Origin of the sequence: Myxococcus eversor (assembly GCF_010894455.1) — a bacterium.
GTDB classification, from domain to species: Bacteria; Myxococcota; Myxococcia; order Myxococcales; family Myxococcaceae; genus Myxococcus; species Myxococcus eversor.
Genome location: NZ_JAAIXY010000013.1, coordinates 210,839 through 235,490 on the forward strand (window position 1 = coordinate 210,839; position 24,652 = coordinate 235,490).

The following is a 24,652-nucleotide window of genomic DNA, read 5'->3' on the forward strand; positions in this document are numbered from 1 at the left end:
GGCTCGAGGAGAATCAGGCGGGGGCGGTGAAGCGCAGTGTCTCACGGCAGTGTATCAAGGCCTGGAGGAGGTGCTCCACGTCCTCGTCATCCAGGTCCGCGCGCATGGCCAGCCGCAGCACCTCGCGCCCCACGGGCATCAGCGGGGCCTGGAAGACGGAGATGATGAAGCCCTCGCGCCGCATGAACTCCAGCACATGGGTGCCCACCCGCGCGTTGCGCAGGGGAATGGCGAGGATGGGCGTGTCGGTGTGGCTCACCAGCTCGAAGTCCGCCTGCTCCAGCCGCTCGCGCACCCGCCTTGACACGCGGCGCACCTGTTCGCGGCGGCGCTCGCCGTGCTCTCCGGCCACCAGGTCCAGCACCTTCACCGTCGCGGCCGCCACCCACGGGGCGATGGGCGCGGAGAAGACGTGCTGCGGACTGCAGAACTTCAGGAGGCGGGCCAGCCCCGTGTCGCGCATCACCACGTAGCCGCCCGGTTGGCAGAAGACCTTGGTGAGCGTGCCCATCAGCATCAGCCGCTCCCGGTAGCGCTCGAAGTCCTTCATTTTGGCGGTGATGCCGCGTCCCTGGGGACCCAGCGCGCCCACCGCGTGCGCCTCGTCCGCGTAGAGCATGCAGTCGTAGGACTCCGCCAGCCGGCACAGCGTGGCCATGTCGAACTCGCGGCCCGTGGCGGACTCCACCGTGTCCGTGAGGATGATGCGCACCGCCCGGTCCCCGTGCGACTCCAGTGACTGGCGCAGCAGCAACTCCAGATGCTCCGCGTCGCCGGTCCGGTACGTGTACGCCGCGCAGGCCTCCGGTTGGAGCTTGCGCGCGAAGCGGATGCCATGCCGCGCGGAGAAGTGCAGGTCTCCGTCCATGAAGAAGAGCGTGGGCACATCCGCGGTGGCGCGCATGGGCGCGACGTCCTCGTGCAGCCGGATGAAGTGGCTGCGCGTCCTCAGTCCCAGCGCCTCCATGACGGAGAAGTTGGTGCCGTAGCCGGCGCTGAACGTCAACGCCGCGCCCCCACCCAGGTGGTAGCGCGACAGCGCCTCCTCCAGCGCGTGCGTCTGCTCCATCTGGATGATGGCCTCGCTGCCAGGGATGCCGCAGTCGTGCTGCGTCAGGCTTTCCACCATCAACTGCTTCACCCGGGGGTCCGAGCCCAGTGCCAGGTAATCCAGACCCGACAGGTCCACCGCGCGCCCATCTCTCAGGTCCAGGTGCTTGCCGCCGAAAGGGCCCCGCGTCCGGTGACGCGGCTCGAACATGGCGACGTCCTCCGCTCCCTTCCGAAAGGCAGCGCCTTCGCCCTGGAGAATCTGGATGGTTCCCATGTGTATATTTCCGCCGGATGTGTTTGTTCTGTAGGAATTGACAAAACAGTAGTGGATAGAGAGGCTTTGCGCTACCGGCTCCGAGCGGGGGTGAATGTGAGTGAATCGGCTGACAACGGCATGCAGCCGCTGCTGGACGCGTTGCGGCGCAAAGGCAGCTACAACGTGCTGGCGGAAGAGGTGGATGCGCTGATTCCCGAGGCGATGCTGCGGGAAGACCAGGCTCGACACACCGCGTATCTGGATGCGCGGGGCATCCGTCAGGAGCAGAAGCCCATTCCCTTCCTGGGATTGCCGTATGTGCTGACGCAGGCGGCCTTCGAGCGGATGACGCAGCGGTTCCAGCAGCTCTTTGGCGTGCTGGAGTGCGTCATCGATTTGTACCTGGAGGACCCGGCGGTGCGGGAGTTCTTCCGGTTCGAGTCCCGGCACGAGCGGCTCATCCGGATGGGAGCGGCATATCGGCCTCGCATCCAGTACTGCCGCTATGACTTCACGCTGGCGCCAGACGGCACGCCGCGCATCTACGAGCTCAACACCCATGCGCCCGCGGCGGCGACATACGCCTTCCACTTCGGACAAACGCTGGCGAGAAGCCAGACGCTGGCGCGGCTTCGGGAGCTGGGGCTGCGGCCCCTCCAGGCGCCGCTGGAGAAGCCAGGGGCGTTCGCCCGGGCCATGCTGGCCTCGGCGGAGCAGTCCGGTTACCTGCGAACCCATCGCAACGTGGCGGTGCTCAACAGCCGCTACCTGACGATGACCACGGAGCTGGACTCCATCGCGGAGCAGTTCCGCATGGAGGGCTGCACCGCGGTGCGCGGTCACGTGGAGGACCTGCGCTTCGAGGGCGGCCGGCTGACGCTGGAGGGCGTGCCGGTGTCGCTGGTGTACAACAAGTACGACGACTCCCGGGGGCCGGAGGCGTACGAGTGTGCCTTCAGCCGCACCACCGCGGAGGTCCAGGCATACCTGGACGCCTATCAGGCGGGGGCGATGCTCGCGGTCAACTCCTTCCCGAGCATGTACCTGACGGAGCAGAAGAGCACGCTGGCCTTCCTGTGGAGCCCGCTCCTGCGCAAGCACCTGGGGAAGGAGGAGCTGGCGCTGCTGGAGGAGATTGTTCCGCGCACGCGGCTGGTGCGGCACCTGAGCGCGGCGGAGCTGGTGGAGGTCATCGCGAAGCGCGAGCGGTACGTGCTCAAGCGCTCGCTGGACACGCGGGGCCGCAGCGTCGTCATCGGCCAGGGCGCGGAGGCGGACGCCTGGGCGCGGCTGGTGGCCGACGCGCGCCTGGAACCCGCGGGAGATGACTATGTCGTCCAGGAGCTGGCGCTCGCCGAGCCGAGCGTCACCCGGCGCCTGGAGGGTGCCACTCCCACGCGCGTCTTCACGTCCCTGGCGTGCTTCCTCTTCCGGGGCGAGCCCTCCGGTCTCATCGTCCGCACCTCGGTGGAGGAGACGACGAACGTGGGCCGGCGCGGCTTCATGCAGCCCCCCTTGCTCATCGAGGATGTCCCATGGACCCCGTCCTCCAGCCGTTGACGGTGGCGCCGGGCGTCGACGCGCGCGCGTTGCTGGACGCGTACCGCGCCCGGCTGGGGAGGACGGCCTGGGCGCGCGAGACGCCGGACACGCTGGTGGCGCCGGTGTGGTCCTCGGCCTCGTCGGTGGCGCGCTTCGAGGCGCGGCTGGTGGCGCTCTTCCGCGCGCACTGCAAGGTGCTCCATGCGTTGCTGGTGGGGACCTCCCAGGGCGGGCCGTGGGAGGAGTACGTGCGCTTGCAGCGCGGTGGGGGCGCGAAGTCCCTGGACTGGCCGGTGTTGGGCGAGGACGTCGCGCTGGAGCCGTCGCTGCTCTTGTCGGACGAGGCCACCCGGCTGCTCTTCGGTCGTCCGGACATCGTGCTGGGGGCGGACGGTCCCAAGGTGGTGGAGACGAACTTCGACACCGCGATTGGGGGGCAGGAGCGGCCCGACGATATCTGGAGGATGGCGGCGGAGCTGTTCACGCCGTCCCCGGACTTCCTGGCGACGGGGCGTCCCCTGGCGGGGATGCGGGACTACTTCACGGAGCTGGCGGAGGGTTCGCCGTGTCAGGTCCATTGGCCCATGAAGAACGACGACACGGTTCGCGGGGAGCTGGCGCCGCTCATCGCCACGCTCAACGACAACCCTCACGGCGTCGAGCACCGGGTCCACTACGCTGGAGACCCGTTGGCGCCGCTGCGCACGGATGTGCCGTCGTGGCTGCATCGGGCCTGCTCCATCTATTCGGTGAACCGGGACAGGGAGCGGTTCGCCGTGCTGCTGGCGCACCTGGTGCCGGTGGTGCGCGGCTGCACCGTGCCGCTGATGCTGTCGCTCTTGGAGTCCAAGCTGTTCCTGGCGTGGCTGAGCGACTCCGCCGCCCGGCCCGCGACGCTGACGGCGGAGGAGCATGCCGCGGTGGACACGCTGGTGCCGTGGACGCGGGTGCTGACGCTGCTGGATGGAGACGCGCGGGAGCGGGTGCTGCGCAACCGGGGCGACTTCATCCTGAAGAAGACGGACTCGCACCAGGCGAAGGATGTCTTCTTCGGCTGCAACCTCTCCCAGGACGAGTGGTCGTCGCTGCTGGAGTCCCGGGGGCGGAGGTCCGGGGACGGCGGCGCGGCTCCCGAGGAGCTGTGGATCCTCCAGGAGCGCGTCCGGCCGCGAGAGTTCCACCTGCTGGAGTACACCGACGCGGGGCCCGTGGAGCGGCGCACGGGCCTGTCATGCTGCCCCTACCTCATGGGCGGCAGGCTGCGGGGGCTGGAGACCTGGGTGACGCCCTTCACGCCCAGCCTGGAGATGATTCGCCGCATGCACTTCGTGGCGCACTTCATCCGGCGCGAGGCCTGAGGTCAGGGCCTGTCGATTCCCGAACGCCGCTTCGAGGAGGGCATCCTGGTTGGCTGGCCGCATGAGCCCCTGGGGAGGCGATGCGTAGAGTTGTCCTGTGCTCGCGTCGGAAGGTCCAGGTGGGCGACGGGGTTCGTGTGGGGGAAGGCGGGAGGGGGGCCTGATGGGGCACCCATCGAGGCGCAAGGCCGCTCGCCAGTCGGTCAGGAAGGAGCCGCGCGTTGGTGCAGGAGGGGGAAGCTTCCGCGGGTCGGATGGGAGACTTGCTGCGCGGTCTGGAGCGCGAGCTGAGGGCTCGCTATGCGCTCCGGCTGGAGCGGGAGCGCGGACCGCAGGGCCTCGCCGAGAGCAGGCTGGTGGACCTGGTCCCCGTGCTCCTGGACGCCTTGGGCCGAGCGCTCCAGGAGGCGCGGGTTCCTCCCGCTCCCCGCGTGCTCCAGGACCTGCGCGCCAGGCAGGCGGAGCGCTGGCGTGCCCGCCAGGACTCGGACACGGGCCTGCTCACGCGGGAGTACGCCCTGTTCCACGATTGCCTGCTGGAGCTGCTCGATGAGGTCGGGGCGGACGTGTCCCTCCGCGAGCTGCGAATCCTGGGCGCGGTGCTGGCGGAGGCCGCGGTGGACGCGGTGAGCCGGCACTCGGTGACGGTCCGGACGCGCGAGGACGAGTCGTGGCTCCAGGCCATCATCGACCAGGCGCCCCCCGTCATCTTCGCGAAGGACGCACAGGGCCGCTTCGTCCTCGTCAACCGGAGCTTCGAGGAGGCGATGGGGATGCCGCGCTCGGCCATCCTCGGGAGGACGGACTACGAGCTCCTTCCCGCTTCGGTGGCGGAGCGCAACCGCGAGAACGACGAGCGGGTGCGTGAGACTCATGCGCCCTTGATGGCGGACGAGCAGGTTCCAGGGGTGAAGGGCCTGCGCACGTGGTTCGCCATGAAGTTCCCCCTGCCCGGCGCGCACGGGGAGGGCCCCATCGTCTGCGGCATCTCCACCGATATCACCGACATCCGCCGCACGAACGCGGCCCGGGACTTCCTGCTGGAAGCGGGGCGGGTGCTGTCGAGCTCACTGGAGCTGGAGGCCACCCTCCGGAGCCTCGCGGGCCTGGTGGTGACGCACCTGTCCGACTACTGCACGGTCGACCTGTTGGACGGAGAGGGGCAGCTCGTCCGGCTGGAGGCGGCCGCGAAGGACCCGTCGCGCCGGGAGCTGATTCGACGCATCATGCCCTTCGCCCCGCGCGTGGATGGCGACTCGCCCATGGCCCGGGCGCTGGCGAGGGCCGAGTCCGTCGCGATGCCCCGGGTGACGCCGGAGTGGTTGGATACGGTGGCGAGCAACGCGGCACACCGCGCGCTGCTGGAGGAACTGGAGCCCCGGTCGTCCGCCCTGGTTCCCCTGGTGTCACGTGGGCGCGCGCTGGGGCTCATCAACCTGGTGTGGACCCAGCCTCACGAGCCCTCGGAGATGGAGGCGCTGGTGGAGCTGGCGCGCGGCGCGGCGGACCGCGCGGCGGTGGCCATCGAGAACGCGCGGCTGTACCGGGAGGCGCGCGAGGCGGTGCGGGTGCGCGAGGACGTCGTGGCCATCGTGAGCCATGACTTGCGCAATCCCCTCAATGCCATCCTCCTGACGGCCGCCGCGCTGCTCCGACGCGCCGGGCTGTCCGAGGACGGAGTGAAGGGAATCGACCGCATCCGCGATGCGACCCAGCGGGCCACGCGGATGATTCGCGACCTGCTGGACTTCACCCAGGCGCGGGTCAGCGAGAGCATCCCCATCCGGCCCCGTCCCATGGACCTGCATGCGCTGACAAGGCAGGTCGTGGACGAGGTGTTGCTCATGTATCCCCACCGGCACGTCCAACTGGACCTGCGGGGAGACGGTCATCTGGAGGCGGACGAGGACCGGCTGGCGCAGGTGGTGACCAACCTGGTGGGCAACGCGCTTCAGCACAGCGAGCCGGGCTCCCGTGTGCGGGTGGTGCTCCGCGAGGACGAGGGGGGCATGTGCCTGGAGGTCCACAACCAGGGCGCTCCCATTCCCGCGTCGCTGCAGTCCACCCTCTTCGAGCCCTACCGTCGCGGCCCCGAGGCGCGCAGGGGCAGGGGCAGCATCGGCCTGGGGCTCTACATCTCCCGGCTGATTGTCCTGGGCCATGGCGGCAGCATCGACGTGTCCTCCACGGAGGAGGGTACCCGCTTCAACGTGTGGCTGCCGCGCAGGCCAGCGCATTGAATGCGCGAGGTCCTGAAGCAGTCATCCGCGCGCGCCTGCGAGGCGGCTGTCATTCGCGTGGCGCCCGTGACGCGCGGGGAGGATGGCTCCCCGCGCGCCCGGTTTTCAGCGACTCAGGCCATCAGCGACTCAGGCCATCAAGGGTAGGAGATGGACTCGATGAAGGATGGGTGGCCCGGGTGGCACGCGGCCTCCGCGTCGGCACCGACGATGGTGCCGCGCAGGACGCGGCTCGGCTGGCCCGGCCGCTTCACCGTGAGGGTGTAGGGCACCGGGCTGTCGTCGCCGTGCTTCGTCTCGAAGCTGGTGGTCCTCAGGCAGACGTCATAGGTGCCACGCTGGGGTGCCGCGTCCTCGCCGCCCGCCGCCCGCGCGCCGGTGAGGCCGGCCTCGTAGCTGACGAACTCGCCGGAGGGCGTCCGGATGATGAGCTGGGTGTCCTGCTCCTGCTCCCAGGTGGCGGTGAGCTGGAACGGCGCGATGCTGCCTCCGCAGGCGCCCGACGTGCAGGTCTTCCCGCTGGCGCAGGTGTTGCCGCAGCAGCCGCAGTTGGACTCGTCCGTGTTCGCATCCACGCACAGCCCCCCGCATTTGACCTGCGGCGGCGGGCAGCTCCCGGGCACGCAGTCGAAGCCGCCGGGCTGGTTCACGCACCGCTGGCCAGGGGTGCAGGTGTTCGTCCCGTTGGTGCACTCGTTGATGTCATTGCACGTCTTGCCATTGCCCGAGTATCCCGCCTTGCACGTGCAGGTGAAGCTGCCCCGGGTGTTGGTGCAAGTGGCGTTGACGGAGCACTGCGCGGTGCCGTTGGTGCACTCGTTGATGTCGTCGCACGTCCGGCCATTGCCCGTGTAGCCGCCCTTGCAGGCACAGGTGTAGCTGCCCTGCGTGTTGCTGCAGGTGGCATTGACGGAGCACTGTGACGTGCCGTTGGTGCACTCGTTGACGTCCGTGCACGTCCTGCCATCGCCCGAGTAACCCGCCTTGCACGCACAGGTGTAGCTGCCCTGCGTGTTGGAGCAGGTGGCGTTGGTGGAGCATTGCGAGGTGCCGTTGGTGCACTCGTTGACGTCCGTGCATGTCCTGCCGTTGCCCGAGTAACCCGTCTTGCAGGAGCAGTTGTAGCTGCCCTGCGTGTTGCTGCAGTTGGCGTTGGGGGAGCACTGCGAGGTGCCGTTGGTGCACTCGTTGACGTCGTTGCATGTCCTGCCGTTGCCCGAGTAGCCCGCCTTGCAGACACAGGTGTAGCTGCCCGGCGTGTTGGTGCAGGTGGCGTTGGGGGAGCACTGCGAGGTGCCGTTGGTGCACTCGTTGACGTCGGTGCAGACGCTGGGCTGGCCTTGGCAGGCGTAGCCCGGCTCCACCTGACAGGTGGCGCTACAGCCGTCGCCCCCCGCGCGGCCGCCGTCGTCACATCCCTCGCCCGTCGTCACCCTGCCGTCGCCGCAGAGGGGCCCCGTCGCCTCCACCGCGTCCACCTGGTAGATGGCGGCCAGCCCGCCCCGCAGCTTCACGTAGCGATACGGCGTGGCATTCGTGTAGGGGACCAGGGCCGTATAGGTGCCGAGCCCCAGCTCCACCAGCCGCACCTGCCCCGTGGTGATGAGCGACATGTCGGCGCGCAGGAACTCCACCTGCGCCACCACCGCAATCGTCAGTCCGCGGTAGTAGATGCGCAGCGGGCCGCTGCCTTCCTCTCCTTCACCCATGTCCAGGTTCAGCGAGCCGCCCAGCGCCGCGATGAAGCTGGCGACCTGACCATCCGGCGCGCCCACGGCATTGTTCGGGTTGAGGACCGCGATGACACCGCCCGGTGCCACCGCGTCCGCGTAGGGGTCCACCGCGAACTCGGAGACCTCGTCCGCCGGGTCCTTCTCCAGCTTCTCCGTCACTTCCTCTTCGGTGGGGGCGGGTGTCTCGGAATTGATTCCACAGGCACCCAGGACGGTAGCCAAACAGACAGCGCTCAAGACGCGCCACGGCGCGGCCCTTCGATTGAACTCCATGTTTCGCTCCATTCCATGCAACAGGCCGACAGCCCCCGAGGCCGGTTTGGCCTGTCGGAGAGCTGTCGGAATCCATGGAATGCACGGAGTACTTGTTCCGCTCCCGCGTCGTGTTTCAGGGCGGGAGGGGACGTGCGCCAATCGACAGGAAAGGAGTTGGGTATCGAGTGAGCGCGTCACACGCGACACCGGGGCGCCCCTGGGAGCACGCCCGGGTGTCGGGGCTGCGGGCCGCGTTGCGGGCGACGTCGCGCTACTGCTTCTTGCGCCAGGCGCGCAGCTCCACCTTCTTCGTCGCGCCCACCTCGTCCAGCCGCTCCTGCCAGCGCTTGCGATAGGGCCGCAGGGCGGTGGCGACCGCGCGCGCGACGACGAGGTTGCGGTACCACTTCGCATCCGAGGGGACGATGGTCCACGGCGCGGTCTTCGTCGACGTGCGCGCGAAGACGTCATGGTAGGCGCGGGTGTAGTCCGCCCAGTGGCGTCGGTCCTCCCAGTCTCCGGCGCTGATCTTCCAGGCCTTGCGCGGCTCCTCCTCCCGGGCCAGCAGGCGCTGCTCCTGTTCCTTCTGGCTGATGTGGAGGAAGAACTTCAGGACGATGGTGCCGTGCTCGGAGAGCATCTCCTCGAAGTCGCGGATGTGCCCGTAGCGCTCCTTCCAGAGCGAGCGGGGCGCCAGGTCATGGACGCGCACGGCGAGCACGTCCTCGTAGTGGGAGCGGTTGAAGATGGCGAACTCGCCCTGCCGGGGCGTGTGGCGGTGGATGCGCCAGAGGAAGTCGTGCTCGCTCTCCTCCGTGCTGGGCGCGGCGAAGGAGGCGACGCTGACACCGCGGGGATTGAGGCTGCCCACCACGTGTTTGATGGTGCCGTCCTTGCCCGCCGTGTCGCGGCCTTGCAGGACGATGAGCACGGAGTTCATCCGCGCGCCCCAGAGCAGGTCCTGGAGGTCGAACAGCTCTTCGCCGAGCGCGTCGAACTCCGTCTTCGCGTCGGCCTTGAGGGCCTTCTTCGGCGGCGTCGTGGGGATGTTCTCCAACCGCACCCGGGCTCCCTGGCTCGCGCTGGTGATGTGTAGCATGGCTTCCTTTCCGTCAGTCCCGGAGGGGACCTGGGTGATGGAGGCTGGGGGCATCGCTCCAACCACTCCCCGGTATCCCCTGGAACGGGCCCGGGCTGAACCATTCATGCCCGTGCCGTGATGACTCCGTGAAGATGTGAGCACAGTGGGCTGGGTACCTTGGCTCCCATGCTCCTTCTTGGACTCGGATGGGCCGCGAGCCACCTCCTGCAGGCCTCCGTCGAGGCGCCCATCACCGGGGTCACCGTCTACAGCGACAGGGCCCGGGTGGTGCGGACCGCCTCAGTCGATGTCTCCGGCACCCGGCGGCTGGAGCTGCCCTCCCTGCCAGGCTTCGTGGACCCGGCCTCCGTCCAGGTGGAGGCCGAGGGCGCCCGGATTGCCTCCGTGGAGGTGAAGCCGACCGAGACGCCGGCCTTTCCCCAGCAGGAGGCGCGCAATCTGCTCGCGGCCCTGGACCGGCTGGATGATGACATATCGCGGACGGAGGCCGAGCGCGCCGCCCACGTGCTCCAAATCACCGCGCTTCGCCGCATCCAGCCAACAGCGTCCGACGTGGAGGAGGAGGTGGCCCGGCCCATGTCCCCGGCGAGCTGGGTCACCGCCACGTCGTTTCTCATCGACATGGCCGCGAAGCTGGAGGGGCGCATGCGGGAGCTGGAGGGGCGCGCCCAGGTGCTGAGGGAAGAGCGTCGGCAGCGGCTCGGCGAGGCGGAGCGGCTCGCCGCGCCGGCCCCGGGTGCTGGCGTCGCCGTGGGCGTCCTGCTCACGGGCTCCGGGCCCGTCCGGGTGCGTGTCTCCTATCTCGTCACCCAGGCCGTGCGCTGGTATCCGCGCTACGAGTTGCAACTGCAGCCCGAACAGCAACGCGTCCAGGTGGCGCTCTCCGGCCGGGTCAGCCAGGAGACGGGGGAGGACTGGTCCCACGCCCGGCTCACGCTCAGCACCGCCCTTCCTTCCCACGCCACCGCGCTGCCGAAGCTGAGCACGTGGAAGCTGGGCGAGGTCGAGCGCTTCATCCCGACGCCGGTGAGGAACGACGAGTCCCCCAGCCCGCCGCCGCCGCTGCCGTCCGAGCACGCCGCCCCGGATATGGAGCAGGCGCTGCGTCGACAACTCCAGGCGAAGGTGGGTGTGCCGGCCGCGTCGTCGAGCCCGAATCCGGCCGTCGTCGCACAGACCTCCCTGGTGCCCGCTCCTTCGCCGTCGCCTTCAGGGTCGGAGTCGCGGACGGGCGGAGGCGCGCGTCTGTTCGGTTCGGGCACCCTCCACGGCACCGTCATCGACGCCCAGTCGCGAATGCTCGTTCCGGACGTCGTCGTCACGGCGACCTCACCGGTGCTGGGGGAAGAGAGCGTCGCCGTCACGGACGCTCGGGGTGACTACCGCTTCACGCGGCTGCCACCCGGCACCTACACGTTGCGGTTCGAAAAGGAGATGTTCAAGCCCTACGCCCGCGGCGATATCCGGCTCGGGCCCGGAAGAGCCCTCCGCGTCGCGGTGGAGCTGCTGCCCGAGTCGCTGGGAGAGGTGGTCGAAATCGTCGGTGCGCCGTCCGAGGTCGACGTGGGGAGTTCCTCCACGGGCATGGGAATTTCGCTCAACGGCCCGCCGACCTTCAGCCGGCCCTATGTGGAAGAGCCCGTCGTCGACAGTTACGTGGGGCTCGCTCCGCTCCAGGGCTATGTGCCGCCGACCCTGTCCGCGGACCTGCCTGCGTCGCTCGCCGGAGGCCATGACCTGGCCTTCACCGCGCCGCGCCTGGAGTCGGTGCCCAGCGCGCGGGGCGAGCGGAGCATTCCCCTGCTCATCGAGTCGTGGCCGGTCCAGGTGGAGCGCCATGTCTACCCGGCGCTCGCGTCGGAGGCGTTCCTGGTGGCTCAGCTCACGAGCCCGTCGTCCAGCGCGCTGCCCGGAGGCGCGGCGAACCTCTTCGTGGGGAACGATTCGGTGGGCACCGCGATGCTGAGGGTGATTGTCCCGGGTGAGCCCTTCACGCTGCCGCTCGGGGTGGACCCGGCGGTGCGGACCGCGCGCAACGTCCGGCTGGTGCAGTCGAAGGAGGGCTTCATCTCCAAGGATGAAATCAACACCTATGAAGTCACCCTGGAGATTCCCAATCCCTATCCATTCCCTCTCCAGACGCAGGTGGTGGACCAGCTGCCGGTGAGCGGGAACAGCGAGCTGGAGGTGAAGCTGGTTCGCACCGACCCCGTGGCACAGCCGCAGTCGAAGACGGGAGAGCTGCGCTGGCGAGTCGTCGTCCCGCCCGGCGGCAAGAAGACCGTCACCTTCGAATACTCCCTGCGCCGTCCGCAGCACTGGCGCCTGACGCAGTCCCACCGGAGCCACCGATGACCTTGCTTCCCTGGGCGTTCCTGGCGCTCGCTTCCGTGTCCCAGGTGTCCTCCGTCGTCATCTATCGAGACCGTGCCCAGGTGACCCGCTCGACGGAGGTGGCCTGTCAGGGAGCCACCACCGTCGTCTTCGAGCGGGCGCCCGGGTCCGCATCCCGGGAGAGCTTTCGTGCTCGCGCGACGGGGGCCACCTTGGAGGGCCTCACCGCCGAGCGCCGGACGCTCGAGAGGGAGCTCGCGCCCGAGCGGGAGAAATGGGAGGCGCGGGGAATCGCGCTCGGGCGCGAGCAGGCGGTATTGGACGCGGCGGAGGCCCAGGCGCGGGAGCTGTCGCGACTGTCGCAGGGCTACACGGACGTGGCCGTGGCGCGAGTCACCCGTGAGCTGACCGGGCCCAGGCCAGACACGAGCACCTGGGCCGCCGCCTTCGACGCGGCGCTGGCCGTGCGGCTGCGCGCGGTGAAGGAGGCAGGGGACCTGGCGGAGCGGAGGCGCGAGCTGGAGCAGCGCCGCGCCGAGGTGGACGTGGAGCTCGCTCGCCTGCGCGAACAGGGGGCCCGTGACGAGCATCACGTGGAGGTGCGCCTGTCCTGCCCCCAGGGGAAGCACACGCGCGTGGAGCTGACCTACCTGGTGGGCGGCGTGTCCTGGGTGCCGAGCTACGAGGCCCGGGCGAACGAGGCGGAGGGACTCGTGGAGCTGACGTCACTGGCCACGGTGCGGCAGTGGACGGGGGAGGGGTGGACGGGCGCGAAGCTCTTCCTCTCCACGGCGCTGCCGCGACAGGACGCCACGCCGCCGGAGGTGTCACCCTTGCTCGTGCACGCCACGAAGCAGCCGAAGGAGCGCAAGGTGCTGGTGCCGCGCGAGGAGCAGGTCCGGCACGTGGAGACGGCTGGCGAGACGAGCACTTCGGAGTCCCTGTCGGGTTTGACCGTGAAGTCTCAAGGCGTGTCCGTGCAGTGGGAGGCGCTGGAGGCGACGCGGGTGCCGGGGGACGGCAGCGCGGTGCGGGTGATGCTGGGGCGTCACTCGCTCCCGGCGAGGTTCTCCTGGCGCACGGTGCCCAAGCTGCATCCGGTGGTGTTTCGAGTGGCGCGGCTCTCCAACACCACGAACTTCCCCCTGCTGCCAGGTGAGGTCAGCCTCTTCCGCGACACGGGCTATCTGGGGCGCCAGTGGGTGGAGCGCGTCGCGGGGGGGATGCCCTTCGACCTGACCTTCGGTCTGGCGGAAGGACTGCGAGTGAAGCGAACCGCGATGCAGGAGGTGGGACGGGCGGGCCTCTTCGGTGGCAAGCATCGCTTCCGCTACGCCTATCGCTTCCTGCTTTCCAATCTGGGCACGGGGACGGAGACGGTGGAGCTGTCCGAGCACCTTCCCGTCTCCGAGCTGGAAGACGTGAAGGTGGAGGTGGAGCCGGAGTCCTCGAGGGACTGCGCACCCGCCGATGCCGATGGCCTCACCCTCTGCCGGGTGACGCTGGAGGCCGGGCAGGCGCGCACCGTGGACCTCGCCTTCCACGTGGATGCGCCGTCCAGCTACGACGCCGGCAGGATGTAGGAGGCGAGGGGCCGTTTACATTTCAAGGCGCCTGGAATCACATCCACGCCCATGACGCCCCTGCTTCCGGACCCTGATGAAGAGCTGGATGAGCGCAACCCGCTGGTCATCACCGCCGATGACCTGCTCAACGGCGACGAGTGCGGGGCGCTGGTGGCGCGAATCGAGGAGGCCGGGCCGACGGCGGCGCCCATCACCACGGCCGCTGGCTTCGTGATGCGGCCCGACATCCGGAACAACACCCGGGTGATGTTCGACGACCATGAGCTGGCGGACCTGCTGTTCCAGCGAATCAAGCCCCACGTCCCACCGCGGCTGGAGCGCGAGTGGGAGCTGTGTGGGACGAACGAGCGTCTGCGCTGCTACCGCTACGAGGCGGGGCAATACTTCGCCCCGCATTTCGACGGGGCCTTCGTGCGGCATCGCGATGAGCGAAGCCTGCTCACCTTCATGGTCTACCTGAATGACGGCGCGCATGGAGGCGCGACGAACTTCCTCTACCTCGGGCGCTCCGTGACGCCGCGCACGGGCGCCGCGCTGCTCTTCAACCACCACCTGTACCACGAGGGGGCGGAAGTCACGGCGGGCCTGAAGTACGTGCTGCGCACGGACCTGATGTACCGGCGCATCCGCGCATGAGGCACGCCCGGCTCCGGAGCCCGAAGGCCCCGGAGCCGGCGGCATTCACGCTTCAGCCGAACTCCACCCTGCAGGTGGCGCCGCAGCCGTCGTCGTTCTGGACGTTGCCGTCATCGCATTGTTCGCCGGACACGACCTGGACAGTGCCGTCCCCACAGCGAGGCCCCAGCACGCAGCCCCGTCCGCATTGTCCGTAGCCGCCGTCATTCACTCCGTCGTCGCACTGCTCGCCCACGTCGAGCCTTCCGTTGCCGCAAAGCCTGACGCACGCGGTACGGCGGGTGGCGAAGTTGTTGAGGGTGAGCCGGTACGAGGACCCGGTGGTGTAGCGCTCGGCCTGGAACACCGCGACCTCGTAGATACCGCCGGGACTGAGCCCGAGCCGCGCGGCATGGTTCGACAGGGAGACGGTGCCCTCCTGGGCCGTGTGGACCCCGCCCATGTCGAGCGCCAGGATGCGATTGACGAACACCCAGATGTCGTCGTCGCCCCGGAAGTCGAGGACCTCGGTGCCCTTGTACTCGAACCAGTAGCGCGTCTCGCTGGTGAAGCTGAAGTTCCGCTGCCGGACGGGCGTGCCAGAGTCGTTGCGCAGCGGTTCGAGCCCGGCGGCCACCCAGCCCAGGCCGTCCAGCGGGAAGAACCCCGACTGGTCGTAGAGGTACGAGCCATTCGGCTGCCGGTGGAGCAACAGCTTCGCGACCACCGGCCTGTTCACGAGGTTCGTGTCGACGAACCACTGGGCGAAGGCCGTGGCGCCGTGAGTCGTGGTGGAGGGCACGCCCTCCTTCGCGTAGTCGGGCTTTCCCGCCGCATTCAGGAGGTTCTTCACGATGCCCGTCTCCTGGCCGTTCTTGTTCTGGAGGTCGATGTGCCCTCGCGGCAGGGGGCCCGTGGCCTGCAGGTCGTAGCCTCGGAAGTCGCGGTAGACGATGGGGAGCTCCACCACCTCGGGCGGCTCCTGTTCGATGGACTGGCAGAGAAAGCCCGGCTCCAGGCCGCACGTCGGCGAGCAGCCGTCATGGGCGCGCGTGTTTCCATCGTCGCACTCCTCGGCGGTGCTGCCGGGCAGCATCACTCCGTCACCGCACGTGGCCTCACAGACGCCGTCGGTGCAGCGAGGCTCCTTCACGCACAGCGGCGAGCACCCGTCACCCGTGTTGTTGTTGCCGTCGTCGCACTGCTCGGTGCCCTCGACGACCTGGTCGCCGCAGGTGGTGGGGCTGCAAGGCTGGCCAATGACAGGGCACTTGTAGCCCTGCTCCAGGCGGCAGGCGTTGTCGCAGCCATCCCCCCGGACGATGTTGCCGTCCTCGCACTCCTCGTCGCCGGCGAGGATGTTGTCGCCACACCCCGCGGCCAGACAGGCGCGCCCGTCCACCGGGCAAACCCATCCGGGCTCCAGGGCGCAGCTCGAAGCGCAGCCGTCGTTGTTCGTCGTGTTGCCGTCGTCACAGGCTTCGGGAGGCTCGCGCGTGCCATCGCCGCAGCCGGGGCTTCCCGCGTCGACAGGACCCGCATCGGGTTCAGGCTGGGGCCCAGGGCCTCCATCGTCGGGAGGGCAGGAGTCCAAGGAGAAGGTGCCGCCAGGGCAGCCGCCGCCGTCACCAGGGCCTCCATCCGAGGGCGTGCCCGAGTCCTCTCCGGAGTCCGGAGTGCCCGCATCGCCACCGCTGTCGGGCGTGCCGCTGTCTGGATTGGACGCATCCGGGAGGGAGGGACCTGCGTCCTCTCTGGGGGGAGGGTCGTCGTCTCCGCACGCGGAGAGAGTGAGGAACAGGGCGGCGAGCAGGGCGCTCAGCGGCCGTGAATGCACACGAGTCATCGGCATGGGTGTTTGTGACGTCAGTGGAGGTGGACGCCGGGCTTGAGAGCCATTGGACGCCAGGCGTGATGGGATGATGCCTCGTCGTGCCGACATCAATGTGTGCTCACCCCGCGCTTCGTCCGGCGGGTCGCACCTGCGCGCGCCTTCGCCGGGAACCGCGGAGGCGTAGCACGGTAACAGGTGTTACCCCCAATCCGTCGCCCCGGCGGGCGGTATGCCGGTGTGGAGGCTACGTACTTCCCGCGAGGCCCAGGGAGCGGGCTCGGCGTACCCTGCTTGCGGGGTAAGGGCCCTGCTCCCGGGCGAAGCGGTTACTGGCTCACCACGCGGTGGGGCGGTAGTCCTTGAAGAAGTTGCCCCAGGCGTACTCGCCGGTGTTCTCCGCGAAGATGACCGGGTCCACGATGCGGGCCGCGCCGTCAACGATGTCCAGCGGCGGCTGGAAGTCGAGGTCCTGCACCTTGCGCTCGGAGAACTGCACCGGGTCCTCGTCGGTGACCCAGCCGGTGTCCACGGCGTTCATGTAGATGCGGTCCTTGGCGTAGTCCGCCGCGGACGTCAGCGTCATCATGTTCAGCGCGGCCTTCGCCATGTTGGTGTGCGGGTGCCGGTCCGTCTTCGTCCCGCGCGAGAAGCTGCCCTCCATGGCGGACACGTTGACGATGTGGCCGGGCGAGGAGCGCTCGCGCGCCATCAGCGGCTTGAGCTTGCCGCAGAGGATGAAGGGCGCCACCGCGTTGATGAGGTGGACCTCCAGCATCTCCGCCGTCGTCACGTCCGCCAGCTTCATCCGCCACGAGTTCATGTGGCGCAGGTCCACCTGCTGCTCGTCCGCGTCCAGCCGGCCCTGGGGGAAGAGGGCGCGCGTGTCGCCCTCCTGCTCCATGGCGTAGGGGAGGAGCGACAGCGCGGCGGACGAGTGGATGCCCAGCGCGGGGTCGCTGCTGCGCCAGTTCGTCGCGAGAGAAGACGCATCCGTCGTGCCGGCGCCGAGCGCGGGCGCCACCGTCGCGATGCAGGCCTGGTGTCCGGCGAGCAGCGGGCGAGCGGCTTCCGGCAGCTGGTCCATGCGCAGCTGCTCACCCTCGAGCAGGTGCGCGTAGAAGCCCGGAGGACGGCGGACCGTCTGCGCCGCGTTGTTGATGAGGATGTCCAGCCGCTGGTGCGTCTGCTCCACGTAGGTGGCGAACAGCTCCACGCTGGGCGCGTGCCGCAGGTCCAACCCGTGGATGTGCAGCCGGTGGGACCAGTTCGCGAAGTCCGGCTCCAGCACGTAGCGCCGCGCCGCATCCTGGGGGAAGCGCGTCGTCGCGATGACGGTGGCGCCCGAGCGCAGCAGCATCAGCGAGGCCTGGAAGCCAATCTTCACTCGCGCGCCGGTGATGAGCGCGACCTTGCCCTCCAGGGACGCGCGCTGGGTCCGCTTCGCGTAGTTGAAGTGCGCGCACTCCAGGCACATGGAGTCATAGAAGAAGTGCAGCTGCCGGAACTCCGCCTTGCACACGTAGCACTTGCGTGGCGTCTCGAGCAGTTGTCCCGGGTTCTCCTCGGGCGGGGGCGGCAGCAGGGGCACGTTGAGGACGGGCGCCCGGCGCATCAGTCGGATGCGGGTGGACGCCCGGACCTCGCGGTCCTTGGTCTCCTTCTCCATCCGGCGCTCACGCCGCAAGGCCTTCTCCAACCGCGTCTTCGCCCCACGGTCCGGGTGCACCAGGCGGCCGGCGGCGACCAGGAGAGCGAGCTTGTCCTCCTCGGGGAGCCGCGTGAGCAGGATGCGGTCCTGCGCCGCGGCCTCGAGGAGCTGGGTGCAGCGACGGACCTCCTCCACCGAGAGCGAGGGCAGTTCCGTGGGTTCGGTATCAGCGGGGAGTGCGGGCGACGAGGTCTCTGCGTCCTTCATTCTCGCGGTGAATATCCCGGAGGCGCCCGCGAAGAAAGGCCGGCGGTGGCGGAGGGCCCGCCCGGAGAGGAGGCGAGCGGGCCTCCCCGGGACCTGGGGCCACCACCCTGGGCGCGGCGCGGGGCTCCACCGCCTCTCCGGCGGCCCTCCATTGGCGACCTCGACGTCGGAGGGGGCGAGGGGCCTGGTCAGCGAGCGGGCCGCCCGAGGCGCGGCGGCCCGGACGGGTGGACCGCCGTCACGCCCGGGGCGGTCAGTGCCAGTTGACCCGGCCGCTGCCATTGACGCGGATGGAGCGCACGGAAGCGGAGCCCCACAGGTCCACGTTGCCCGATGCGTCCAGGGAGACATTCACCGTGCCGCCCTCGACGGTGGCGCTCGCGTCGCCGGAGCCCTCGGAGACCAGGTCCAGGTCCACCGCGCGCAGCTCACGGGCCTCCAGGTCGCCGCTGCCGTCCATCCTCGCGCTCAACCGGGAGGCGGTGCCCCGCAGCCTCACCAGACCGGAGCCCTCGCTGGTCACGTGCACGTCGCTCGCGGCGCCCAGCCAGCTCAGCTCTCCGGAGCCCGACAGGGAGAAATCCGCCCGCTCCACGAGCACGGAGTCCGGCATGCACATCACCACCCGGCCGGAGCCCTCCACCTTCGCCTCCACGGTGCGGGCTCCGCCGCAGTAGCGCACGCTTCCCGAGCCCGTCGACTCGAGCCGCACGTGCTCTCCGGACTGTCCGATGAAGCCCTCCACCGTCATCGAGCCCGAGCCCTCCAGCGTCGCGCCCACCAGCCGCGGCACGGTGATTTCCACCCGCGCGGTGCCCTTGGGGTGGAGGTTGCCGTCCGTGGTGATGACGAGGGACGCATCCGGGCCCTTGAACACGCGCACGTTGTCCTGGAGGTTGGAGTCCAGCGTCACCTTGAGGCTGGCCGTCTCTCCTTCGCGCACCACGACGTTCAGCGAGCCTTCATGCACCACTGACTGGAACGCCTCCACCTGGCGCTCCTCGGTGACGGTGTCACCGTTGCCGTGCACGTCGAAGTCACTGCACCCCGCAAGCCACCCCGCCGCGAGTACACACGCGGCCATGCGCATCCACATATCCTGCCTCCGTTGAGAGTCGCGCGCGCTCACGCGCCGCGGATGGAACACCGCGCCCGCGAGAAACTGTCACCGGCCCGCGACTTCCGATGAGGGCAGCCGCGCGGAGGCCACCGCCACGCACAGCGTCGCCACGACGAAGTAGTAGTAATTGCAGAACGCCTGCTTGTTGAAGGCGAAGAAGGTGGCGTACGTGAGCGCCGTGGCGGCGGCGAAGCCCGAGGGGGACCGGGGTGCGCGCCACAGGCTCAGGCCCAGGACGACGGCCACCGCGACGAACGGAATCCAGAGCGGAGGGGGCGGATGTCCCCGGACCACCCACGCCGCCAGGTAGCTCAGCGACTCCGTGCGAAACGGCTGGTGTACGTGCAGCGCCACCACGCTGTGGAAGAACGCCTTCACGTCTGGCAGGGCGAACGGAAGGCTCACGAGCAGGGCGGTGGCTCCCGCGCGCCAGAGCAGGCCCCAGAGTCGACGGGGCTCGGGCACCAGGAGGAAGGCCAGCGGCACCAGGAACACGGTGTGCTGCTTGACGGCGAGCATCAGCCCGAAGACGTAGGGGAGGGCGCGAGGGAATCGCAGGGCGCAGAAGATGCTCGCCGACAGGAGCATCACCAGGAACGGCTCCGTCCAGGACTGCTCCAGCACGAAGAAGCCGCGCGGGGTGAGCAGGTAGAGCGCCGCGGCGCCAGCGCCCAGCCGTCCGCCGCGCGCATAGGCCATGAAGCCCGCCGCCAGCGCCGTGGCCATGAGCTGCGCGCAGCGCGGGTCTCCCGCCAGCGCGCGGCCGAGTGTCGCGAACAGCAGGCTCAGGGGCGGATAGGGAAAGCCGAACAACAGGCGCCCGTCCTTCACCAGCCCGTCCCCGTACCAGAGCGAATGGCCGTAGATGTTGGGGAAGGTCATCGCGAACGGGTTGCCGCCGCGCAGCAGCTCGTCCGCGCCCTGGACCTGGAACACGAAGACGTCGATGTGAGGCGCCGGGGCATGCCGGAGAATCCATCCTCCCAGCAGCAGGTACACCCCCAACAGCACGGGCACTCCCACCTGGCGCAGTCGCTCCGGGCCCACCAGCAGCGCTCCCGAGACGAGCGCCGCGGTGGCCAGGCGCTCATGGAAGGGGGCGAAGGGCCAGGGGCCGTTGAGCCGCAGCGAGGCCGCGGGGTAGTCCGACAGCAGGGCCTGGAGTTGCAACAGCAGCGCGACGCCCACGAGCAGCGCGAGCACCGGCTCCGCCCACGTCCAGGGACGGCGCAGGCCCGGGCCGACCACCGCGAAGAGGCTCAGGCCCAGGCACAGGGTGAGGCCTCGAAGGGAGTCCTCGCGGAGCGTGCCATTGGTGAGCTGGAGCGTCAGGGCCAGCACCAAGGCCGCCGCCAGACAGAAGACAGGCAGCCGCCAGGGGTCCGTGGGTGAGGGCGCGAGGTGGGCCGGCGTTGACTCCATGGCGCGCCTTATAGCCCACACGCCTGGACGCGATTCCCGATTGCGAGGGCTCGGGCGTGGCGGTCAGTCGCGGCGCGGAAGGTGGATGCTGAACGTCGTCCCGCGCGCCTGCGTGGAGTCCACCTCGACGCGGCCTCCATGGGCCCGGGCAATCTGGTCCACGATGAAGAGGCCCAGGCCGATGCTGCGCCGCTCCGCTCCGTGCTCCGTGCCGCGCCGCATGGGCTCGAAGAGGGTGGGAATCACGTCCATGGGAATGGGTGGCCCGGCGTTGCTCACTCGCAGCACCAACTCCTGGGAGACTCCCTCGCACAGCACCTGGATGCGCGCGTCGGGCGGGCTGTACTGCACGGCGTTGGAGAGCAGGTTGTGAATCACCTGGGCGATGCGGTCCGAGTCCCAGGCGCCATTCCCATCGCCCCGTGTCTCGACCTCCACCAGCCGCTCCGGCATGACGGACTGCACCTCGTCCACCGCTTGCCGGGTCAATTCGTGCAGGTCCATGGGCTGGCGATTGACGGGCAGCACCTGGCCCATGCGCGTCTGGGTGAAGTCCAGCAGGTCCCGGATGAGGCGCTGCGCGCGGTCCGCCGAGTCCACGATGCGTCGGATGGCCTTGCGCGCCCGCTCGTCCAGGTCCGTTCGCCGCACCAGCGTGGAGGCGGAGAGGAGGATGGCGTTGAGCGGGTTGCGGAGGTCGTGGCTGACGATGCCAATCAATTGTTCGCGAAGAATCGCCGCTTCCTTCGCGCTGAAGAGCTGCGCATCCCTGCGCTCCAACTCGTCCTGGTTCTCGAGCTGATGGCCGATGAGCTCTCCGAGGTGGCGGAAGACCTCGAGCTTGTCGTCGGCGAGCAGGGCGGGGTTCGCGTCCAGCGCGCACATCACGCCGAAGAAGGAGCCGTCCCCGCGGTAGAGGGGCACGGCGATGTAGCTCTCCACGCCATAGAGCTTGGGCGCGGGGTGGTCGGAGAAGCGGGGGTCCTCGCTCGCGTGATTGACGAGCAGCGGCGTCGCCGAGGTGCGGACCGTGTCGCAGAAGGTCGTGGTGATGGCCAGCGTGTCGCCCGGATTGAGGCCGAAGTTCATCTCATCCAGCACGGCGCAACACCGCCACTCCTGGGCCGTGACGCGCGCCACCACGGCCAGACGCAGCCCCGTGGTCTGCAGCAGCACGCGCAGCACCGTCTTCACGGCATCGATGCGCGCGATGGCCTGGACGTCCGCGGTGAGGCCGACGGGCTGGGCCGCCGACGCGAGCGGTGGCGGACCTGCGAGGGTGCTGTCATCGGCGGCCATGTGAAGAGGAACAGCGGTGCCCTCACTCATCATTCTTTGACTGGGGTGCCTGCTCACGGGCGCGAGGCCCTTCCCGCATCCGGGTGGGGCTGTGTGCGATCGCCTCCTTGCTGACAGGGAGGACGACGGACTGTCTCCCTCCCGGTGCCTGGGTGGGTGCGGGGCGCCAGAGCCAGGGGGAGGCGGCCCGCCTCGTGGAAACCCCTGAGTCCCGCCGAGGGAGCGAGGGGTTACACTCTCGCTCCGAGGGCACGGAGCCAGGGGGGAGTACGTGGCACGAGCGCGAACAGCTCCGGGGCGAGAGTGCGGGCCAGCGTCCGCCGGTGGTCTCATCCGAGGGTGGCCATGAGCGAGCCCCTGACGACGTCGGAGTTGGTGCGCCAGCTCGCGGAGTCCAAGACAGGTGGTTTCACCGAGAGCATCGCGCGGCTGCGGGCTCGCACGGACCTGGTCGATGCGGCGCGGGCGGCGCTCTCGGGCGGACAGGAGCTGGAGCGGGTCCTGGTGTTGCTCGCGATGCGGGGACTGGAGGCTCGCGAGGCCCAGGACCTCATGCTCTCCGCGCTGGGGGATGGGTCCGCGCAAGTCCGGGCCATGGCTGCACGGGGGCTCGCCCTCGCGCCCCGACAGGTGGCCTGGGGGCGGCTGGTCCAGGTCCTGGCGGATGTGGACAGCACGGTGCGGCGCCAGGCCATGGAGTCCCTCGCGCGAATCGACACCTCCGCCGCGGGCGCGCTGCTGGGGGAGCGTTATGCCCACGTGTCGGAGTCCGAGCGGTTGACCCTGCTCGATGTCGCGAGTGAGGAGGCGACGCCGGAGTGGCTGTCCCTCGCGTGTCAGGGGCTCGCGGATGAGCTGCCGTCCATCCGAGTCGCTGCCGTCGCGGCGATGGCGGCGGTGGAGGGTCCGTCCGCGGACCGCGCGCTCGTGGCGGCGCTCCAGGACGTGGACGAGGAGGTGCGCGTCGCGGCCGTCGAGGCCCTCACCCCGCGCGACACGCTTTTCGAGGAGCCGTTCCTGGCCATGCTCGCGGATGTCTCGCCCACCGTGCGGATGCGGGCGCTCCAGGCGCTGCTTCGACGGGGAACCACGGCGGGGCTCGAGGCGCTGATTCCACTGCTGGAGGACCCGGTTCCGCAGCTCCGGAAGATGGCCATCCTCGCCATCGGTGAACTCGGCTGTGGCGCGGCGATTCCGCGACTCATCGACGAAGCGCGGCGCGCCACCGACGCGGAGGAGCGCGCCTCCCTCGTCACCGCGCTCGGGGCCCTGGGCGCACGAGACGGGGAACCGGTCCTCCAGGCGGCGCTCCAGGACGCGTCCGCGCGCGTGCGAACCTCGGCGGTGGTGGCGTGGCCTCGGATTGTCGGCGCATCGCGGGCGCTCGCCCCGCTGCGCGGATTGCTGCGCGGCGACCCGGACTGGCAGGTGCGCTCCCAGGCGGCGCTCGCGCTCACCGGCGCGGCGTCGGCGGCTGATGAGGACCTGGCCGTGGCGCTCACGCGAGACGTGGACCCGAGGGTGCGCTCGGCGGCGGCGGGGGTGCTCGCGGACAGGGCCGGCGTGGAGGTGGACGCGGCGCTGGTGAAGGCGCTCTCGGACCCCGAGCCCGAGGTGCGGTTGAAGGCGGTGCGCGCGCTGGGCCGACGACTGGTGTCGGAGGCGCGTTCCGACCTGCTCGCGCTGGAGGCCACGGAGCCGCGGCGCGACGTGCGCGCGGAAGTTCGCCTGGCGCTCTCGCGACTGGAGCAGGACCGGACGGGAGTGGAGGACGACGAGCGCCCGGAGCGCGAGCTGTTCGACCCGGCGGGACTGGGTGTGGCGTTCGCCACGTGGGTGAGGGACCCCGACTGGTATCCCGTCTCGGACCGGCTGGTGTTCTATCGGGAAGGGGAGCTGGAGAGCATCGACCTGGAGGAGCAGGTCCAGGTCCATGACTACTCCGTCGATGTCGGCCACCTCCGGTTGCGACGGCCGGGCACGCCGCAGTTGTTGACCGCGTTCCATGTGGAGCGCACGACCTGGCCTGCTTCGGAGCAGGGAGAGCAACCCTGCTACCGGCTGGAGCTGCACACCGACGTGCTCACGGGCTCTGGACACCCTCGGGTCTTCTATTGCTTCGACGTGCGCTAGAGTCTCCTCCATGTCCCGCACCTCGTCTCGTCGTCCCAGCGGCGCCATGCGCCATGCGGCTTTCCTGCTCGTCGTCTTGATGGCCGCGGGATGCAGGTGCAGACGGACCGAGTCCGTGCGCAGTGAGACGGTGGGCTCCGCGGTCATCACCCACGTGCGGACCTGCGAGGTGCTCGACTGGGAGAGCGGCTCCTGTCGGACGGACTCCGTCCTGACGGTCGGCTCGGTGCGCATCCCGGAGGTGGGCAACGCCTCCCCCAGCCCCACCGGAAAGCGGGCGTTCGTGGGCATGCGAGACGGCACCGACATCCTTGTCGACACCCGGTCCGGAGCGATTCTCAGCCGCTTCCCCGTGTTCGCGCAGGACAGGGAGTGGTGCGATGACTCGGAGCTGATTGTCATCTCGCCCTTGGCGCACTTCGAGGGGGAGGGCTACAAGGGCACCACCCTGGAGTTGGTGTGGTTCGAGAGTGACACGGAGGTCCGCCGTGTCGTCGTCTACAAGGGACTGCGCGCCGCGCCCCGCGTCCTGTGCGGGCCCGGACATACGATGGCGTTCGCCCTGGAGGCCGAAAAGCGGGACGGGCCGCCGGAGCTGTACCGCTGGAGCCAGAAGGACGGACTCCAACTCGTGGAGACCTGGCCCGGCTCCATCGAGGGTGGAGGCGCACCGGACCTCGTCCTCTCCTGGGCGTCCTCCGGACGGCCCGACTGGTGCGCGCGGAGCCGGCCGTATGACTTGAACCGCTGCGTCCCACCCGCGCGCTGAATCGCGCGGTGCGTGTCATGTTGACCCGGGGTGGGAAATGCCCCCCACCCGCGAAGGCTTGAGGTTGAGTGCGTTCACCCGGCGCA

Annotated in this window: 16 protein-coding genes; 8 read left to right on the forward strand and 8 right to left on the reverse strand. The window is 69.7% G+C overall.

The features are described 5' to 3' along the window. Window positions 1-13 precede the first annotated feature (13 nt). Window positions 14-1,327, reverse strand: coding sequence for an aminotransferase class I/II-fold pyridoxal phosphate-dependent enzyme (locus G4D83_RS26015; RefSeq protein ID WP_205522710.1), 1,314 nt, complete (start codon window positions 1,325-1,327; stop codon window positions 14-16). A gap of 96 nt (window positions 1,328-1,423) precedes the next feature. Here G4D83_RS26015 and G4D83_RS26020 point away from each other — a divergent pair, with 96 nt between their 5' ends. The 3 genes from G4D83_RS26020 to G4D83_RS26030 all read left to right on the forward strand — a co-directional run bounded on the left by G4D83_RS26020 (window position 1,424) and on the right by G4D83_RS26030 (window position 6,449). Then, a complete protein-coding gene (locus G4D83_RS26020) occupies window positions 1,424-2,869 on the forward strand; it encodes a circularly permuted type 2 ATP-grasp protein (protein ID WP_163867528.1) in 1,446 nt (481 codons plus the stop codon). Then, window positions 2,845-4,209 carry a hypothetical protein gene (locus G4D83_RS26025; RefSeq protein WP_163867529.1) on the forward strand — a complete coding sequence of 455 codons (1,365 nt, stop codon included), beginning with the start codon at window positions 2,845-2,847 and terminating at the stop codon, window positions 4,207-4,209. The genes G4D83_RS26020 and G4D83_RS26025 overlap by 25 nt, the downstream gene beginning before the upstream one ends. 254 nt (window positions 4,210-4,463) lie before the next feature. Further along, a complete protein-coding gene (locus G4D83_RS26030) occupies window positions 4,464-6,449 on the forward strand; it encodes a sensor histidine kinase (RefSeq protein ID WP_163867530.1) in 1,986 nt (661 codons plus the stop codon). Window positions 6,450-6,586: 137 nt separating this feature from the next. Here G4D83_RS26030 and G4D83_RS26035 read toward each other — a convergent pair whose 3' ends face one another. Both G4D83_RS26035 and G4D83_RS26040 read right to left on the reverse strand, forming a co-directional pair. Continuing rightward, complete coding sequence (locus tag G4D83_RS26035) at window positions 6,587-8,404, reverse strand: EGF domain-containing protein (RefSeq protein ID WP_163867531.1); 1,818 nt, start codon at window positions 8,402-8,404, stop codon at window positions 6,587-6,589. Window positions 8,405-8,708: 304 nt separating this feature from the next. Then, entirely contained in the window at window positions 8,709-9,536 is an 828-nt protein-coding gene (locus G4D83_RS26040) for a polyphosphate kinase 2 family protein (RefSeq protein ID WP_163867532.1), read from the reverse strand. 168 nt (window positions 9,537-9,704) lie between these two features. Here G4D83_RS26040 and G4D83_RS26045 point away from each other — a divergent pair, with 168 nt between their 5' ends. Genes G4D83_RS26045 through G4D83_RS26055 form a run of 3 tightly spaced genes read left to right on the forward strand, consistent with a single transcriptional unit; the run spans window position 9,705 to window position 14,095 of the window. After that, entirely contained in the window at window positions 9,705-11,894 is a 2,190-nt protein-coding gene (locus G4D83_RS26045) for a mucoidy inhibitor MuiA family protein (RefSeq protein ID WP_163867533.1), read from the forward strand. After that, window positions 11,891-13,456 carry a mucoidy inhibitor MuiA family protein gene (locus tag G4D83_RS26050; RefSeq protein WP_163867534.1) on the forward strand — a complete coding sequence of 522 codons (1,566 nt, stop codon included), beginning with the start codon at window positions 11,891-11,893 and terminating at the stop codon, window positions 13,454-13,456. The genes G4D83_RS26045 and G4D83_RS26050 overlap by 4 nt, the downstream gene beginning before the upstream one ends. Before the next feature lie 51 nt (window positions 13,457-13,507). Continuing rightward, window positions 13,508-14,095 (forward strand): prolyl hydroxylase family protein, encoded by a 588-nt coding sequence (locus G4D83_RS26055; protein WP_163867535.1) that lies wholly within the window; start codon window positions 13,508-13,510, stop codon window positions 14,093-14,095. Window positions 14,096-14,147: 52 nt separating this feature from the next. Here the strand turns inward: G4D83_RS26055 and G4D83_RS26060 are convergent, their stop codons facing one another. From G4D83_RS26060 to G4D83_RS26080, 5 genes are all read right to left on the reverse strand, one after another. Next, on the reverse strand, window positions 14,148-15,926 hold the full coding sequence (locus tag G4D83_RS26060) for a DUF4215 domain-containing protein (RefSeq protein ID WP_163867536.1): 1,779 nt from the start codon (window positions 15,924-15,926) through the stop codon (window positions 14,148-14,150). Window positions 15,927-16,242: 316 nt separating this feature from the next. Then, complete coding sequence (locus G4D83_RS26065; RefSeq protein WP_163867537.1) at window positions 16,243-17,823, reverse strand: SDR family NAD(P)-dependent oxidoreductase; 1,581 nt, start codon at window positions 17,821-17,823, stop codon at window positions 16,243-16,245. A gap of 253 nt (window positions 17,824-18,076) precedes the next feature. Next, window positions 18,077-18,913 carry a GIN domain-containing protein gene (locus G4D83_RS26070; RefSeq protein WP_163867538.1) on the reverse strand — a complete coding sequence of 279 codons (837 nt, stop codon included), beginning with the start codon at window positions 18,911-18,913 and terminating at the stop codon, window positions 18,077-18,079. 75 nt (window positions 18,914-18,988) lie between these two features. Next, entirely contained in the window at window positions 18,989-20,365 is a 1,377-nt protein-coding gene (locus G4D83_RS26075; protein WP_163867539.1) for a hypothetical protein, read from the reverse strand. A 63-nt stretch (window positions 20,366-20,428) separates the two neighbouring features. Beyond that, window positions 20,429-21,664 (reverse strand): GAF domain-containing sensor histidine kinase, encoded by a 1,236-nt coding sequence (locus G4D83_RS26080; RefSeq protein ID WP_163867540.1) that lies wholly within the window; start codon window positions 21,662-21,664, stop codon window positions 20,429-20,431. Window positions 21,665-22,009: 345 nt separating this feature from the next. Here G4D83_RS26080 and G4D83_RS26085 point away from each other — a divergent pair, with 345 nt between their 5' ends. Both G4D83_RS26085 and G4D83_RS26090 read left to right on the forward strand, forming a co-directional pair. Beyond that, window positions 22,010-23,797: a HEAT repeat domain-containing protein gene (locus G4D83_RS26085; protein WP_163867541.1), complete on the forward strand. Its 1,788-nt coding sequence runs from the start codon at window positions 22,010-22,012 to the stop codon at window positions 23,795-23,797. Window positions 23,798-23,807: 10 nt separating this feature from the next. Continuing rightward, a complete protein-coding gene (locus G4D83_RS26090) occupies window positions 23,808-24,566 on the forward strand; it encodes a hypothetical protein (protein WP_163867542.1) in 759 nt (252 codons plus the stop codon). Window positions 24,567-24,652: the final 86 nt, after the last annotated feature.

Coding starts and splice junctions, on each gene's coding strand:
- G4D83_RS26015 (WP_205522710.1), bottom strand. CDS start 1,327: ATGGGAACCATCCAGATTCTCCAGGGCGAAGGCGCTGCCTTTCGGAAG.
- G4D83_RS26025 (WP_163867529.1), top strand. CDS start 2,845: ATGGACCCCGTCCTCCAGCCGTTGACGGTGGCGCCGGGCGTCGACGCG.
- G4D83_RS26030 (WP_163867530.1), top strand. CDS start 4,464: ATGGGAGACTTGCTGCGCGGTCTGGAGCGCGAGCTGAGGGCTCGCTAT.
- G4D83_RS26040 (WP_163867532.1), bottom strand. CDS start 9,536: ATGCTACACATCACCAGCGCGAGCCAGGGAGCCCGGGTGCGGTTGGAG.
- G4D83_RS26045 (WP_163867533.1), top strand. CDS start 9,705: ATGCTCCTTCTTGGACTCGGATGGGCCGCGAGCCACCTCCTGCAGGCC.
- G4D83_RS26050 (WP_163867534.1), top strand. CDS start 11,891: ATGACCTTGCTTCCCTGGGCGTTCCTGGCGCTCGCTTCCGTGTCCCAG.
- G4D83_RS26055 (WP_163867535.1), top strand. CDS start 13,508: ATGACGCCCCTGCTTCCGGACCCTGATGAAGAGCTGGATGAGCGCAAC.
- G4D83_RS26060 (WP_163867536.1), bottom strand. CDS start 15,926: ATGCCGATGACTCGTGTGCATTCACGGCCGCTGAGCGCCCTGCTCGCC.
- G4D83_RS26065 (WP_163867537.1), bottom strand. CDS start 17,823: ATGAAGGACGCAGAGACCTCGTCGCCCGCACTCCCCGCTGATACCGAA.
- G4D83_RS26070 (WP_163867538.1), bottom strand. CDS start 18,913: ATGCGCATGGCCGCGTGTGTACTCGCGGCGGGGTGGCTTGCGGGGTGC.
- G4D83_RS26075 (WP_163867539.1), bottom strand. CDS start 20,365: ATGGAGTCAACGCCGGCCCACCTCGCGCCCTCACCCACGGACCCCTGG.
- G4D83_RS26080 (WP_163867540.1), bottom strand. CDS start 21,664: ATGGCCGCCGATGACAGCACCCTCGCAGGTCCGCCACCGCTCGCGTCG.
- G4D83_RS26085 (WP_163867541.1), top strand. CDS start 22,010: ATGAGCGAGCCCCTGACGACGTCGGAGTTGGTGCGCCAGCTCGCGGAG.
- G4D83_RS26090 (WP_163867542.1), top strand. CDS start 23,808: ATGTCCCGCACCTCGTCTCGTCGTCCCAGCGGCGCCATGCGCCATGCG.